Raw genomic sequence first — 13,173 nt, 5'->3', positions numbered from 1 at the left:
TGACCGTATTTTGCGGCCTTAACGCGCATCACATGGCGGTGTATCGATGGCCCGGCCGCTCCCTTTGTGGGATTCTGCGGCGCCCTCGAATCGAATCCGCCCGCTTCCCGACGAGACCTTGGACATGGACCTCAAAGACCTCATGGAGTTCGTGCAGACGACCGCGCGCAGCGTCGGGGCGGAAATCTCCTCGCCCTGGTTCTACCTGCAATTTGGTCTCATGCTGGCCGCGGCCGGCATCGCCTATGCAGCGGAGACCGGCGTTCGCCGCCGCGTCGACATGACCTCGCTGGCCGTGGGCTGGCCGCTGCCGCTTCGCCACTTCGTCCGCGTCATGATCTCCAGCACCTCTGCGGCCATATTCACGCTGCTCGTGATCATCTCGCGCGTGGTGATGTACCATGCTACCTGGCCGAGCCGTAGCTATCTCCTGATGGTCGCCGCCAAGCTGGGACTGGCCTGGCTCGCGATCCGGCTGGTGACCTCGGTGCTGCGCAACGCCTTCCTCGTCAAGCTGGTGTCGATCACGGCGTGGTTCGTCGCAGCTTTGTCCATCGTCGGCCAGCTCGATACGACGGTCGACCTGCTCGACTCCTATGCGATCGTGCTCGGTGGGTTGCGGCTGACGCCGCTGCTGGTGATCAAGGCCTGCGCGCTGTTGATCATCGCGCTCTGGCTGACCAACATCGCCAGCAATTTCGCCGAGAGCAAGATCAACTCGGCCACCGACCTGACGCCGTCGATCCAGGTGCTGCTGGTCAAGATCATCCGCATCGGGCTGCTTGCGATCGCGATCGTGATCGCGCTCGGTACGGTCGGCATCGACCTGTCGGCGCTCGCGGTGTTCTCCGGCGCGGTCGGCGTCGGCATCGGTATCGGCCTGCAGAAGATCGTCGCCAATTTCATCTCGGGCATCATCCTGCTCGCCGACAAATCGGTGAAACCCGGCGACCTCGTCACCATCGGCGACAATACCGGGCGCATCAGCGCGATGAAGACGCGCTATATTTCCGTTGCCGCCGGCGACGGCCGCGAATTCCTGGTGCCGAACGAGGATCTGGTGACGCAGAAGGTCGTCAACTGGACCTATACCGACAAGAACACGCTGGTGAAGATCCTTTTCGGCACCAATTACGACGCCGATCCCCGGCTGGTCTGCAAGCTCGCCATCGAGACCGCGGCCGCCCATCCCCGCGCGCAGAAGGCCAAGCCGCCGAACTGCATCCTGACCGAGTTCGCGGAAGCCGGCATGAAGTTCTCGCTGACCCTCTGGCTTGCGGACCCCGACGGCATGGACAACGTCAAGAGCGACGTGATGCTGGCGCTATGGGACGCCTTCAAGCGCGAGGGCATCCGGGTTCCCTACCCCGTCCGCGAAATCCGCGTCCGCGGGGGCGCGCTGCCGGTCGAAACCACCGTAGAAGTCCCGAATTGAGCCTGCTTTCGGGCGCATGGCGGCCAGGATTCTTGTTTTGACGCGTTTTCTTCGCGCGAACCGGTACCCACTTCGCTCGAAAACGCTCTGGCCAAGCTTGCATGAAGGCCTGCAATCATTAAATTGGGGCGTGAAATCAAGCCTTTCCGCCGACATCGGCCCGATCCTAGAAGACCAGACCCGCATGAGCTACGTCGAAGCCACCGATACCTCCCTGCGCAAGACCGGACAGATCAAGCTGCATGGGCCGAGCGCCTTTGCCGGCATGCGCAAGGCGGGTGCGCTGGTGGCCAAGTGCCTCGACGAGCTCACCGACATCGTCGGGCCCGGCGTGCCGACCGAGCGCATCGACGAATTCGTCCGCGACTTCGCCTTCAGCCATGGCGCCTATCCGGCGACGCTGATGTATCGCGGCTATCGCTACTCGACCTGCACCTCGCTCAACCATGTGGTCTGCCACGGCATGCCCGGCGACCGGCCGCTGAAGGAAGGCGACATCGTCAACATCGACGTCACCTTCATCGTCGACGGCTGGTACGGCGATTCCAGCCGGATGTACGCGGTCGGCCCGATCGCGCGCAAGGCCGAGCGGCTGATCGAAGTCACCTACGAAGCGATGATGCGCGGCATCGCCGCGGTGAAGCCCGGCGCCACCACCGGCGACATCGGCCACGCCATCCAGAGTTTCGTCGAGCCGCAGGGCATGAGCGTGGTCCGCGATTTCTGTGGCCATGGCCTCGGCCGCATGTTCCACGACGAGCCGAACATCATCCATATCGGCCGTCCCGGCGAGGGCGTGCAGCTCAAGCCCGGCATGTTCTTCACCATCGAGCCGATGATCAATCTCGGCAAGCCGCATGTGAAGATCCTCTCCGACGGCTGGACCGCGGTGACCCGCGACCGCTCGCTGTCGGCGCAGTTCGAGCACTCGGTCGGCGTCACCGCCACCGGCGTCGAGATCTTCACGCTGTCGGAGCGGCACGGCGAGAAGCAGATCGGCTGATCTGCTTCGGATCACCACCCGGCCTCGTCAACCCAGCATAAGCAATTCCGCGCCTTCGATCGCATAATGCGCGAACAGAAAGTCGCGGATATTGACGATGCTGCCGTCCTTCCAATCGAGCAGAACGAAGTATCGCGGCGGCCCTGCGGGATCCTCCGGGTCGAACGCGATGATCGCGGGACGCCGATCGACGAATCCCGGCACGAAATGCCAGGCGCAGGACAGCGCATAGCGGCCAAAATACTCGCTCACATCGCGGCGCCCGGCCCTACGCGTCCTGTTGACCATCTCCAGCCGCACGTCGTCGGCAAGCATATCGCGCAGGGAATCGAAATCGCGCGCGTTGAAGCGCTCGACATAATGCATCAGGCGGACACGTTCGGCATTCTCCAGCTCGGGAGGCCGCACGTCGTCGGATTCCTGCGCGAGTTCGCGAAGGCGGTCACGGCCGCGTTGCAGCGCGCCCTTCGCGGCCGGAACGCTGCCGCCCATGATGGCGCAGACCTCGTCGACGGAATAGCCGAGCACGTCTCTCAGGATCACGGCGCTGCGCTGCGCCACCGGGAGGCGCATGAAGGTATTAAGGCTCGCAGTCACGATCTGACGGTCGGTCACTGGGCTCGTCAAGGCAGCAATCATGTCCAGATCTTCATCGGCGTGAACGGCATCATGGCGGGCGCGCCGGCGCAGGAAATCCAGCGCGGCATTGTGGGCGATGCGAAACAGCCACCCTTCCGGATTGTTCAGCGCTTCGGTCCGCGGTGCTGCCTCGAGCGCTTTCAGCAACGCCTCCTGAAGCACATCCTCGCCGTCGATGACCGAGCCTGTCATGCGCGCACAGTAGCGGTGCAGCTGGGGCCGCAGCTCCACCGCAAGGCGATCCAGGGCCTTAAGGGCGGTCTGTTGAACCGCCACCGCGCCATCAGGCATGATTGACCTCGACGACCTCGCACAGGATCGTCTCGGCCTTCGCGATCGCAGCCAGGCGCTGGATGTAGGGCGCAAACTTCGGATCGCTGCGGAAATTCTCGATGTCCCTTGCGCTTGCCCATTGCGAGTAGTTGATCGCGCGCCCGCCCTCCCTGCTGGCATGGACGCTGGACGAGATGAAGCCGGGCTGCTTGCTGAAGAAGGATTCGGTGCCCTCCTTCAGGAGCTGGACCAGCTTTTGCTGGTTGCCCGGGTCGACCGTGAAGACGTTGACAAGGGTCGTGATGTCGCTGCCGATGCGAATGGTCGCTTCCATGTTCGAACTCCTGTTCTGGCTGTAGGACGGGGTCATTTGGGCGGCGAGCAGAACGCCGGCGCCAAAACCGGTGGCAAGACCGGTGGCAACGACGGCACGACGCGATGGCGCGGATTTGGTCTGAGACATCGATGTTCTCCTTTGCGGATGCTCTGCTGGCCGCTCGACGAGGCCCACAACGCTGAGACGAACGAAGAGGGGGTGAGGAAACGGTGGTCGCGAACTTTTTTTGTTGCGGGTCATTCGCCCCTCCCATAGACGGCGTCGCGGATCTCGACCGGGAAGGCGCCAAAACCACCCTCGAGCGCCGTGTTGGTGAAGGCGATGACGGCCAGCTTTTGCTGGGGATCGACGAAGAAGCTCTGGCCATAGGCGCAGTTGAACGTCCAGGTCCCCGCCGCCTGCGGCGACTTCGCCAACACGCTGTCCTTCAGGACGATGGCCCCGTAGCCAAAGCCCCAGGCGGGAAGACCGGTCGGCGACAGGTCGACGATCTGGTTCGTCGTGATCTGCTGCACGGTCGACGTCTTCAGCACCGGCCCGCCGCCGAGGCGGAGCGCTTCGGCAAAGCGGGCGTAGTCGCTCGCCGTCGAGACCAGGCCGGCGCCGCCCGAGGCAAAGGACGCGCGATCGAATACGCGGGACGGCGACATGCGAATGATTCCGGCACCCCGGAACGGCACCAGCTGCGGGTCCTGCATGCGCGCCGGCTCAGGCTTGCCATTGAGATACGGCACCGCGAGCCGCGCTCCGTCGTCGACGAGGAAACCGGTGTCGGCCATGGCCAACGGCGCCGTGACGAGGCGGCGGAGCGCGTCCGGCAATGGTTCGCCCGCCGCCCTGGCGATCACCGCACCGAGCACATCGGTCGCAAGCGAGTAGCCCCATCGCGTGCCGGGCTCGTAGACAAGACTGGCGGCGGCGATACGGCGCACCTCCTCATCGAGATCGATGCCCGATCGATCGAGGCCGTCGGAAACGCCTGCGCGCTGGTAGGAGCCGTCTGGCGGCTGCAAAAACCCATAAGAGAGCCCGGCCGTATGGGTGAGCAGATGATGGATGGTGATCGCAGGGACCCTGCCGTCACTGGTCTGCGGCCGGAAATCCGGCAGCCATTTTGTAACGGGGTCCTGCGGATCCAGCCGGCCGCGCTCGACCAGCGCCATGGCGGCGGCCGAGACGATCGGCTTCGACAAGGACGCAAGCCGGAACATCGCGTCCTCGCGCATCGGCCGATTGGCCTCGCGATCGGCGTGGCCGGCGGCGCGGCGATACACGACCTCACCATCCTGCATCACCAGCACGACGCTTCCCACGATGCGACGCTCGGCAATGGCGCGATCGATCACCCGATCGAGGCGCAGCCTGCGCTGGTCGGCGGTGTAGGCGGATTTCGCGGGTCCGCTCAGGGCGGGCGCAGCCGCAACGAGGGTCGCGACAGCACTTCGCGCAAGAACGGCGCGGCGTGAAAAGCCTCGTTCAATCGGCCACATCGGTAGTCCTCCATCGGGAACTCGCTGCGCCGCCAGGCTGGCGGTCGCGGTATGTCGAGCCCACAGCGATCAAGACGAACGGAACAGGCCATTCAGACCGGTGCAGTCGGATTTTTTTTCAAAGCGCGGGCGGCGCGACACAGCGAGAAACAAGCCGGCTGATTGTCGCCATCTTCAAAGCCCGATCTTGCCATCCTGCTTGCCGATGACGATCTATCCCGGCCGGTATGACGGCCGCACCACACATGTCCGCTTCAAGGTGTTTCTCGACGACCGCACCGTGCTGACCTGCGCCGGCCCGCCTCCGCCGGAGATGCGCGGCGGGCCGATGTTCGGCCGCCCGATCAGTGATCGGCTGGCCGCGCTGGTGCCGGGTTTGAAGCCACGGCGCTGATCTCCGCTGGCTCAATTGACGGTTGCAAAAGCGGCGCGCCGCAGCGATGCTTGGCGCGCGATGCCAGCCAAGACCAGCCCCAAATCCAGCGCCCCCTCGAGCAAGCCGGAGCCGCATTATCTCGGCCATCGCGAACGGCTGCGCGAGCGCTTCTACAATGCCGGGGCGAACGCGCTCAGCGATTACGAGCTGCTGGAAATGGCGCTGTTTCCGGCGCTGCCGCGGCGCGACACCAAGCCGCTCGCGAAAACGCTGATCAAGACCTTTGGTTCATTCGCCGAAGTCGTCCATGCGCCAGTGGCGCGATTGCGCGAAGTTGACGGCGTCGGCGAAGCCGCGATCAACCAGCTCAAGCTGATCGCAGCCGCCGCGCACCGCGTCGCCAAGGGCGAGGTCAACAGCCGCAACGCGCTGTCGTCGTGGAACGAGGTGATCGATTATTGCCGCACCAGCATGGCCTTTGCCGACAAGGAGCAGTTTCGCCTGCTGTTCCTCGACAAGCGCAATCAGCTCATCGCCGACGAGGTGCAGCAGACCGGCACCGTCGATCACACGCCGGTCTATCCGCGCGAGGTGATCAAGCGCGCGCTGGAGCTATCGGCGACCGCGCTGATCCTGGTCCACAACCACCCCAGCGGCGATCCCTCGCCCTCGCAGGCCGACATCCAGATGACCAAGGCGATCATCGATATCGCAAAACCGCTCGGCATCGCCGTGCATGATCACATCATCGTCGGCAAGAACGGGCATGCCAGCCTGCGCGGGATGCGGCTGATTTAGGCCCGCGAATCATTTAGCAGGGACAGCATGAGCGATTGGCTGCACAATCTGCCGGTGCCCGCGATGGCGCTGGTGATCTTTGGCTTCACCTTTCTTCTGGCCGCGACCGTGTTCGCCTTTGTCGCGCTGGTCGCGACGGAGGAGCGCGCGAAATCGCTGAAGGCGATCTCGCCGGGCATGCTGCCGGTGCTCGGGATCATCTTCGGCCTGTTCGTCGCCTTCACCGCGGCGCAGGTCTGGGGTGACAGCGACCGCGCCGGCGCCGCGGTCAGCCGCGAGGCCAGCGCGCTGCGCAGCGCCGTGCTGCTGGCCGCAGGGCTGCCGGCGGAGCAGGAAACCAGGCTGCGCGCCCTGGTGCGCGACTATGTCGGGCAGGCCGTCGCAGTGGAATGGCCGATGATGGCGCATCAGGAGGCGTCGCTGAAGGCGACGCCGCCGGCGCTCGCCGAGGCCTTGCAGCTCGTCGTGGCGATGATTCCGCAGGGCACCGGTCAGGCGAACGTGCAGCGCGAGATCATCGCCGCACTGGAGCAGGCGCTCGATGCGCGGCGGCAGCGGATCATCGTCAGCCTCGCCGCGGTCAATTCGGTGAAATGGTGGTGCCTGTATCTCCAGGCCTTGTGCGAGCTCCTGGTGATCGGCTTCGTTCACTGCGACAACCGCCTCGGATCCGCGATCGCGATGACGCTGTTCGCGACCGGCGTCGCCACCTCCGTCTTGCTGATCGCCGCGCACGATCGTCCGTTTACCGGCCAGATCTCCATCTCCCCGGAGCCGCTGCGCCAGATCATGCCGGAGGCTCCGGCGGGACGAACGTAACTGCGCCGGCCGGTTGGCGGCCAGACTTCGCTGCTACGCCCGCGCCGCCAGCGCGCAGTTCAGCATCCACTGGACGCCGAAACGATCGGTCAGCTTGCCGTAATAGTCGCCCCAGGGCTGGATGCCGAGCGGCGTGGTGATGGTGCCGCCTTCGGCGAGCCGCGCGAACAATTCCGTCGTCGCCCGCGTGTCGTCCATCATCAGGATGTGCGCTGACCCTCGCATCGGTTCGGCGTCGTCATTGTCCGACGCGTAGAACCGGATGCCCGGTCCCTCGAACTTCGCATGCATGACCTTGCCCTTCATCGCGGCGTTCTTCAACGGCGACCCGGATTCGCCGTGACGCATGATTTCCGTCACCTGGCCGAGGCCGCAGGCGGTGTAGAAGGCGAGCGCCGCCTCGCACCGGGTCCTGAAGAAGAGATAGTTCGACATCTGCATGGACGGCTCCCCGCGTGAGGTGATCAGCTTTCGGCGCAGGCGTTGAGCGCAGCCGCGCGGCACGCGGACGCAATGGCGGCGCCGACATCGTTGTCGGCGACGGCCCGCGCCATGGTGACGCCGCCGGACAGGATCGCGAGCAGCGCCCAGGCGCGCGCGCGCCTCTCCTTGACTGAGCGGCCCGTCAAGCCGTCCGCGACCGCGCCCACCACACCCGCGATCTCGGTCTCGAACACGGTCTTGATCGCGTCATCGGCGCGTTGCACCTCGGAGGTCAGGCTCTGCAATGCGCAGCTCGAGCCGAGTTCGCAGACCCGCTTTTGTCCGAGATAGAAATCGACGAACACGCCGACCCATTTGGGGCCGTGCTCGGCGCGCAGGCTTTCGACGCCGGCGCGCAGCTCTTGCAGGCCTGCCACGAGTGCGGCCTCAAAAGCTTCGCCCTTGGACGAGAAGTGTCCGTAGAACGCGCCGGAGGTCACTTCGGCCTCCTTGGCGAGACCATCGACGCCGATACCGCCAAAACCCTGGCGGCGAAAGCCGCGTCCGGCAGCCGCGACCATGCGCGCGCGGGCTTCTTCCTTGTGTCCGGTCTTGTATCGCACGACACACCCTTTTAGATCACGATCGTTATTTTATCATTGACGGCAGCGCCTCTTCGTGCGAATGCAGTCACGATCGTTATATAACGATCGCAATATTATAGCAAGCCGCGATCGCCACCGGCGTTCGCGCTTAAATCATCAAGGGAGCCCCAGTCATGCCGATCAACGTCCTCGCCACGGATGGCATCTTCAGTGCGGCCGCCGAGCAAAACATGTTCGCAGAACTGACAACCTCGTTTCTCAGGCATCATGATCTGGCGGGCAATGCGTTTCTCACGCCGAACGTGATCGGCGAGATTAACACTGTCCCGAAAGGCCGGTCCTTCGCCGGCGGAGCGTCAAACGACATCGTCGTGGTCGAACTGAAAGTGCCGTCATTCGCGCTGGCGAGCCCTGCACAGAAGGCAGGCTTCATCACCGACGCCACGGAAATCGTATTCAAAGCGGCAGAAGGCCGTCATCCGCGCGAGCGGATTTTCGTCAACATGGTCTATGCGGTGGATGGCCTGTGGGGCATCGCCGGCAAGGCTTACACCAATGCCGAGCTCGGGGAGGCTGTGAGCCGGGCCGGCGCGGCGTAAGCGCGAGGCGATCTCACATGCGAGCGCCGGCGCGATCGGAATCACGCCGGCGCAGTACAAAGATCGCTCAGTAGCAGTATCTCGGATCGACCGGGACGTAGCGGCCGTCGGGGCGCTGCATATAGCAGCCGCGCTGATACGCGTAATAGCCGGACCGGCGGCGCTCGCCTTCGGAGGCGATCGCAGCTCCCGTGCCGGCGCCGACGACAGCACCGATGGCGGCGCCGCGGCCACCGCCAAGCGCACCGCCCAAAATCGCACCGCCCACGCCGCCGATGATGGCGCCGCCGATCGCGTCCTGCGCAACCGCATCATGGACCGGCATCACCATGGCCACGGTCAGGCACGCAGCAATTCCAAGACCTCGAAGCATTCCAAATCCTCCTGTTCAGAGCCGCCCTCATAACGCCGGCCGAGGCTTGAAGCCAGTGCAATCCGGCGCGCCCTCGCCTCTTGCGCCAAAGAGCCAGTCTGTCGCGACAAGCCGCGCGCCTCAGGCCGACGGTCCTTTGTCCAGGGCAAAGGAGAGCACGATCGCATCCGGAATCTGCTTGAATTCCTTGGTCACCGCTGCGCGCACGAGACCGGCGAGGTCGCCCAGGGGCTTGGTTTGATAGAGGCCCGGAAACAGGACGGTCACCGATGTGAGGCGTCCATTGCGCCAGTTGAAGCCGACCCGTGGCTTGACGCCGGTCGACTGTTCGAGATCGCCTTCGACCGCCTGCGCTTGCTGCAGTCCGTCCGTCAGCGTGGCCACGGCATCGCAGGCGGACAGGGCAAAGGCGAGAACAACGAGAATGACGGCTCTGAACATCGATGGACCCGGACGAAATTGTGCTCTCCGTACGGTTGCATAGATCGCATCATGCAACAAGCCGACCGCCCGACACGTTGCGTCCTTTCACCGCAATCTTTCGCGCTGCACGTGTAAGCCATTTCACACGCGCCCAGGCTGCGGCCTGCCACATTTGCCGTGCCACGCCGAGAGCCCATGCCCGCCGATGATGGCACGCGGCTCGCGCCTGATTTGCACGATGAACCGATAATTTGGCAATTCGCGGGAGCGGGATATGGTGTCATTCGAGAGTCTGAAAAGCGAATATGAGAGAAACTGGGCCAATCTCGAGATCCGGCCCGGACGCCTCGCCGAGGCAAACGCCGTCGCGCGCAAGGCGATCAACGGCAAGGCGACCTATCAGCAGGCCGAGCGGCTGACCGGCGTACCCTGGCACTTCGTCGCGCTGTGCCACTATCGCGAATCGAACTTCGATTTCGACACTTATCTCGGCAACGGCGAAACGCTGCATCGCGTGACATGCCTCGTCCCGAAAGGGCGCGGTCCGTTCGCCTCGTTCGTCGACGGCGCCGTGGATGCGCTGCGAATCGAGAACTTCGTCGGAACGCAGGACTGGGGGATCGCGCGCACCCTGTTCAGGCTCGAGTGCTTCAATGGGCTCGGCTATCACGCCAAGGGCGTCAACTCGCCTTATCTCTATGGCGGCTCGACGCTCTATGGACCACCCGAAGCAAGGGCCGGCAAATTCGTCGCGGACCACGTCTTCGATTCCGACCATGTCGATTCCCAGCTCGGCACCGCGGTGATCCTGCATGCAATGTTGTCGCAGGATTCCTCGATCACGCTCGACGGCAGCCCACCCATTGCCAGCCGTTCCGAACCCGACGACGACATGGCACCGTCGGTCCTGCTCATGCAGCAGACGCTCAACAAGCTCGGCGCCAATCCGCCGCTCGACGAAGACGGCATCAGCGGACCGAGGACCAAGGCGGCAGTCTCGCAATTTCAGCAGCGGAATGGCCTTCAGGACACCGGCCTGCTCGACGGCACCACGATTGCCGCCGTCACGCGTGCGGGGACGCCGTCGATCCAGCCGCCAAACGTCGATCTGTCCCAGATCCTGAAGCGTCTGGATGACCTCACACATGGCGTGCAGAGCGGAGGGACAACACCGGCGGGCACAGCAATGGCAGGCGTGGTGGCGTCGGGAGGACAGTCTGTCGGTCCGTCTCAAATCCTGAGCCGGCTGGAAAATCTCGCACAGCTGATACAGTCGGGAGGAACGATGCCAATGGGGACCACGCCGATAGCGACCCCATCGACAGGGACCATGCCCGCAGGGCAGTCCGTCCAGCTATCTCAGATCCTGAACCAACTGCAGGGCCTCACGCAGGTCTTGCAGCCGGGAGCAACAACGCAAATCGGCACGACGCCAGCCGCCAACAATCCGGTCAACCTGCTTGGGCAGCTCCTCTCTCTCGTCACCAAGACAGTGCCCGGAACGACCACGGCAGCAAATCCTGCTCCCGCCGATCAACTCAAACAAGTCGTCGACCTGCTGAGCGCCCTGATCAGCAACAAGCCGGTCCTCGGCCAGGTCAATGGCGCGCTTGGCGACACCATCGGCAAAATGCTGGACGGCAAGAAGACGGCGCTCGGCATCGGCGGCTCGCTCATCACCGCGCTGCTCTCCGCTGTGACGGCAAGCCCCAACGCGGGAGGTCTTGCCGGGCTGTTCGGGACGATCGCGTCCGCCGTGCCGGGCCTGAGCCAGTTCGTGCTCCCGGTCACACTTGCGCTCACGGCATGGGGCGTGCTCGGCAAGATGGAGAAATGGGCGCAGGGCACCGCACCGCCGCCCAAGCCGACGTCTTAGGGGCCCGGACCGCGCAGGGCCGCGGCGCGACGCTGCATCAGCGCTCGTTCGCGTCCGTTGGTCGCAAGATGCGCGGCGGCTTCGAACGCCAGCCGCGCCTCTGCGAGGCGCCCGAGCTTTTGCAGGAAGTCGCCACGAACCGCCGGCAGATGATGATAGGCCGCCAGCGCCGGCTCGCCGGCGATCCTGTCCAGCACGTCAAGTCCGGCTTGCGGGCCCTCGGCCATCCCGACCGCGACGGCGCGATTGAGCTCGATGACCGGCGAGCGCACCAGCCGCGCCAACTCGGCGTAGAGCTGCGCGATGCGCGGCCAGTCGGTGTTTGCAGCAGCATCCGCGGTGGCATGACACGCCGCGATAGCGGCCTGAAGCGCGTAAAATCTTCCCGAGCCGCCGAGTTCGCCGGCGCGTTCGAGCGACCGCAGGCCGCGACGGATCTGCAACTGATCCCAGAGCGTGCGATCCTGGTCCATCAGCAGAATGGGATCACCGTTCGCATCGGTGCGCGCACGCACCCGCGAGGCATTCAGGTCCATCAGGGCGATGAGGCCGTGAACCTCCGGCTCGTCCGGAGCCAGACCGACGAGTACCCGGCCCATGCGCAGCGCCTCGTCGCAGAGTTGCGGCCGCAGCCATTCCTCGCCTCGCGCCGCGAGGTAGCCCTCGTTGAAGATCAGATAGACAACCTCCAGCACCGAAGCGAGACGCTCGGACAGCGCTTCACCGCTCGGGGCCTCATAGGCGAGGCCGGATTCCGACAGCGTTCGCTTGGCGCGAACGATGCGCTGGGAGATGGTTGCTTCCGGCACGAGGTAGGCGCGCGCAATCTCTGATGTGGTCAAGCCGCAGATCATGCGCAGCGCCAGCGCCGAGCGGGCCTCGCGCGACAGGATCGGATGACAGGCCGTGAAGATCAGCCGCAACAACTCGTCGCCGATGTCGTCGTCGAGCGCGGCCTCGAAATCCGGCACGATCGCCTGCTCCTGCAACATATCCCGCGCCAGCATGTCGTGCTTGCCCGCGAGCATCTTGCCGCGGCGCAGATGATCAAGCGCGCGGCGCCTGGCGGTCGTCATCAGCCAGGCACCGGGATTTTCGGGCACGCCGGTGCCGGGCCAGGCTTCCAGCGCCGCGACCAGCGCGTCCTGGGTCAGCTCCTCCGCCAGCGGCACATCGCGCAGCATCCGCGACAGCGTGGCGATCAGCCGCGGCTGCACGACGCGCCAAGTGGCGCGGATGACGCGATCGATGTCGGCGGCCGTCATCGCCGCCGACGCGGACGAGCGGTCTCAGCCATCAGGCGTGAGCTGCCGCCTTGACCTCGCACACGCCGTCCAAATGAGGTGTTGCGAACGCCCGCAATTCGCACGTGCCTTCCCAGCCCGGCATATGGTCGAGGTGCAACTGCATGAATTCCTTGGCCATCGCCAAGGCCTCGTCCTTGTCGCGCAATTCGAAAATGGCATAGCCGCCGATCACCTCCTTGGCCTCCACGAACGGGCCGTCGATGACGCTGAGCTCGCCATCCGCGACATGCACCCGCGCACCGGTTGCAAGCGGCATCAGGCCGCCATTGTCGAGCATCCGGCCGGCCTTGATCTCCCTCTCGGAGATCCTTTGCATCGCCTCTGCCAGCGCCGGGGACGGCCCTGCCATGGGTTTTGGGGAGGTGACGATGTACATGAAGCGCATGCAAAACTCCTG

The 13,173-nt window shown here is 64.8% G+C and carries 16 protein-coding genes; 7 read left to right on the top strand and 9 right to left on the bottom strand.

Translation table 11 applies throughout. From position 1 onward, the window contains the following. Positions 1–124 precede the first annotated feature (124 nt). Together ACPPVR_RS04565 and map are read left to right on the top strand one after the other, a co-directional pair. On the top strand, positions 125–1,435 hold the full coding sequence (locus ACPPVR_RS04565) for a mechanosensitive ion channel family protein (protein WP_426613075.1): 1,311 nt from the start codon (positions 125–127) through the stop codon (positions 1,433–1,435). 184 nt (positions 1,436–1,619) lie between these two features. Further along, positions 1,620–2,438, top strand: a complete 819-nt coding sequence (gene map / locus ACPPVR_RS04560) for a type I methionyl aminopeptidase (protein ID WP_426616330.1) — start codon at positions 1,620–1,622, stop codon at positions 2,436–2,438. A 27-nt stretch (positions 2,439–2,465) separates the two neighbouring features. Here the strand turns inward: map and ACPPVR_RS04555 are convergent, their stop codons facing one another. The 3 genes from ACPPVR_RS04555 to ACPPVR_RS04545 form a co-directional block, all read right to left on the bottom strand. Next, positions 2,466–3,368: a sigma-70 family RNA polymerase sigma factor gene (locus ACPPVR_RS04555; RefSeq protein ID WP_426613074.1), complete on the bottom strand. Its 903-nt coding sequence runs from the start codon at positions 3,366–3,368 to the stop codon at positions 2,466–2,468. Then, the gene (locus ACPPVR_RS04550; protein ID WP_426613073.1) at positions 3,361–3,813 is read right to left on the bottom strand and encodes an antibiotic biosynthesis monooxygenase family protein; all 453 of its coding nucleotides are present in this window, start codon (positions 3,811–3,813) and stop codon (positions 3,361–3,363) included. Before ACPPVR_RS04550 ends, ACPPVR_RS04555 begins: the two co-directional genes overlap by 8 nt. 110 nt (positions 3,814–3,923) lie before the next feature. Further along, positions 3,924–5,177 carry a serine hydrolase domain-containing protein gene (locus ACPPVR_RS04545; protein ID WP_426613072.1) on the bottom strand — a complete coding sequence of 418 codons (1,254 nt, stop codon included), beginning with the start codon at positions 5,175–5,177 and terminating at the stop codon, positions 3,924–3,926. Positions 5,178–5,382: 205 nt separating this feature from the next. On the opposite strand from ACPPVR_RS04545, the gene ACPPVR_RS04540 reads away from it, so the two are divergent. The 3 genes from ACPPVR_RS04540 to ACPPVR_RS04530 are packed head-to-tail and all read left to right on the top strand — an operon-like array spanning position 5,383 to position 7,170. Continuing rightward, the gene (locus ACPPVR_RS04540) at positions 5,383–5,571 is read left to right on the top strand and encodes a hypothetical protein (RefSeq protein ID WP_426613071.1); all 189 of its coding nucleotides are present in this window, start codon (positions 5,383–5,385) and stop codon (positions 5,569–5,571) included. Positions 5,572–5,631: 60 nt separating this feature from the next. Beyond that, positions 5,632–6,351: a RadC family protein gene (gene radC, locus ACPPVR_RS04535; RefSeq protein WP_426613070.1), complete on the top strand. Its 720-nt coding sequence runs from the start codon at positions 5,632–5,634 to the stop codon at positions 6,349–6,351. A gap of 27 nt (positions 6,352–6,378) precedes the next feature. Beyond that, positions 6,379–7,170, top strand: a complete 792-nt coding sequence (locus tag ACPPVR_RS04530) for a DUF4239 domain-containing protein (RefSeq protein ID WP_426613069.1) — start codon at positions 6,379–6,381, stop codon at positions 7,168–7,170. Between the two features lie 33 nt (positions 7,171–7,203). Here ACPPVR_RS04530 and ACPPVR_RS04525 read toward each other — a convergent pair whose 3' ends face one another. Further along, on the bottom strand, positions 7,204–7,611 hold the full coding sequence (locus ACPPVR_RS04525; protein WP_426613068.1) for a VOC family protein: 408 nt from the start codon (positions 7,609–7,611) through the stop codon (positions 7,204–7,206). Positions 7,612–7,634: 23 nt separating this feature from the next. After that, the gene (locus tag ACPPVR_RS04520; protein ID WP_426613067.1) at positions 7,635–8,216 is read right to left on the bottom strand and encodes a TetR/AcrR family transcriptional regulator; all 582 of its coding nucleotides are present in this window, start codon (positions 8,214–8,216) and stop codon (positions 7,635–7,637) included. 155 nt (positions 8,217–8,371) lie between these two features. Here ACPPVR_RS04520 and ACPPVR_RS04515 point away from each other — a divergent pair, with 155 nt between their 5' ends. Then, positions 8,372–8,797 (top strand): Tautomerase enzyme, encoded by a 426-nt coding sequence (locus ACPPVR_RS04515; protein WP_426613066.1) that lies wholly within the window; start codon positions 8,372–8,374, stop codon positions 8,795–8,797. A 67-nt stretch (positions 8,798–8,864) separates the two neighbouring features. On the opposite strand, the gene ACPPVR_RS04510 is transcribed toward ACPPVR_RS04515, so the two are convergent. Together ACPPVR_RS04510 and ACPPVR_RS04505 are read right to left on the bottom strand one after the other, a co-directional pair. Further along, on the bottom strand, positions 8,865–9,170 hold the full coding sequence (locus ACPPVR_RS04510) for a hypothetical protein (protein ID WP_426613065.1): 306 nt from the start codon (positions 9,168–9,170) through the stop codon (positions 8,865–8,867). A gap of 120 nt (positions 9,171–9,290) precedes the next feature. Next, positions 9,291–9,671: a hypothetical protein gene (locus ACPPVR_RS04505; RefSeq protein ID WP_426613064.1), complete on the bottom strand. Its 381-nt coding sequence runs from the start codon at positions 9,669–9,671 to the stop codon at positions 9,291–9,293. A 196-nt stretch (positions 9,672–9,867) separates the two neighbouring features. Here ACPPVR_RS04505 and ACPPVR_RS04500 point away from each other — a divergent pair, with 196 nt between their 5' ends. Further along, positions 9,868–11,469, top strand: a complete 1,602-nt coding sequence (locus tag ACPPVR_RS04500; RefSeq protein ID WP_426613063.1) for a peptidoglycan-binding protein — start codon at positions 9,868–9,870, stop codon at positions 11,467–11,469. On the opposite strand, the gene ACPPVR_RS04495 is transcribed toward ACPPVR_RS04500, so the two are convergent. Continuing rightward, positions 11,466–12,734: an RNA polymerase sigma factor gene (locus ACPPVR_RS04495; protein WP_426613062.1), complete on the bottom strand. Its 1,269-nt coding sequence runs from the start codon at positions 12,732–12,734 to the stop codon at positions 11,466–11,468. The genes ACPPVR_RS04500 and ACPPVR_RS04495 overlap by 4 nt on opposite strands. Before the next feature lie 31 nt (positions 12,735–12,765). Beyond that, complete coding sequence (locus tag ACPPVR_RS04490; protein WP_426613061.1) at positions 12,766–13,161, bottom strand: YciI family protein; 396 nt, start codon at positions 13,159–13,161, stop codon at positions 12,766–12,768. Between the last annotated feature and the right edge of the window lie 12 nt (positions 13,162–13,173).

The sequence above is a fragment of the Bradyrhizobium sp. McL0616 genome (assembly GCF_049993385.1).
Taxonomy (GTDB): domain Bacteria; phylum Pseudomonadota; class Alphaproteobacteria; order Rhizobiales; family Xanthobacteraceae; genus Bradyrhizobium.
The sequence above is the reverse complement of the archived record's forward strand: the minus strand, read 5'-3'. Positions and strand labels throughout refer to the sequence as shown.

Coding starts and splice junctions, on each gene's coding strand:
- ACPPVR_RS04565 (WP_426613075.1), top strand. CDS start 125: ATGGACCTCAAAGACCTCATGGAGTTCGTGCAGACGACCGCGCGCAGC.
- map (WP_426616330.1), top strand. CDS start 1,620: ATGAGCTACGTCGAAGCCACCGATACCTCCCTGCGCAAGACCGGACAG.
- ACPPVR_RS04555 (WP_426613074.1), bottom strand. CDS start 3,368: ATGCCTGATGGCGCGGTGGCGGTTCAACAGACCGCCCTTAAGGCCCTG.
- ACPPVR_RS04550 (WP_426613073.1), bottom strand. CDS start 3,813: ATGTCTCAGACCAAATCCGCGCCATCGCGTCGTGCCGTCGTTGCCACC.
- ACPPVR_RS04545 (WP_426613072.1), bottom strand. CDS start 5,177: ATGTGGCCGATTGAACGAGGCTTTTCACGCCGCGCCGTTCTTGCGCGA.
- ACPPVR_RS04540 (WP_426613071.1), top strand. CDS start 5,383: ATGACGATCTATCCCGGCCGGTATGACGGCCGCACCACACATGTCCGC.
- radC (WP_426613070.1), top strand. CDS start 5,632: ATGCCAGCCAAGACCAGCCCCAAATCCAGCGCCCCCTCGAGCAAGCCG.
- ACPPVR_RS04530 (WP_426613069.1), top strand. CDS start 6,379: ATGAGCGATTGGCTGCACAATCTGCCGGTGCCCGCGATGGCGCTGGTG.
- ACPPVR_RS04525 (WP_426613068.1), bottom strand. CDS start 7,611: ATGCAGATGTCGAACTATCTCTTCTTCAGGACCCGGTGCGAGGCGGCG.
- ACPPVR_RS04515 (WP_426613066.1), top strand. CDS start 8,372: ATGCCGATCAACGTCCTCGCCACGGATGGCATCTTCAGTGCGGCCGCC.
- ACPPVR_RS04510 (WP_426613065.1), bottom strand. CDS start 9,170: ATGCTTCGAGGTCTTGGAATTGCTGCGTGCCTGACCGTGGCCATGGTG.
- ACPPVR_RS04500 (WP_426613063.1), top strand. CDS start 9,868: ATGGTGTCATTCGAGAGTCTGAAAAGCGAATATGAGAGAAACTGGGCC.
- ACPPVR_RS04495 (WP_426613062.1), bottom strand. CDS start 12,734: ATGACGGCCGCCGACATCGATCGCGTCATCCGCGCCACTTGGCGCGTC.
- ACPPVR_RS04490 (WP_426613061.1), bottom strand. CDS start 13,161: ATGCGCTTCATGTACATCGTCACCTCCCCAAAACCCATGGCAGGGCCG.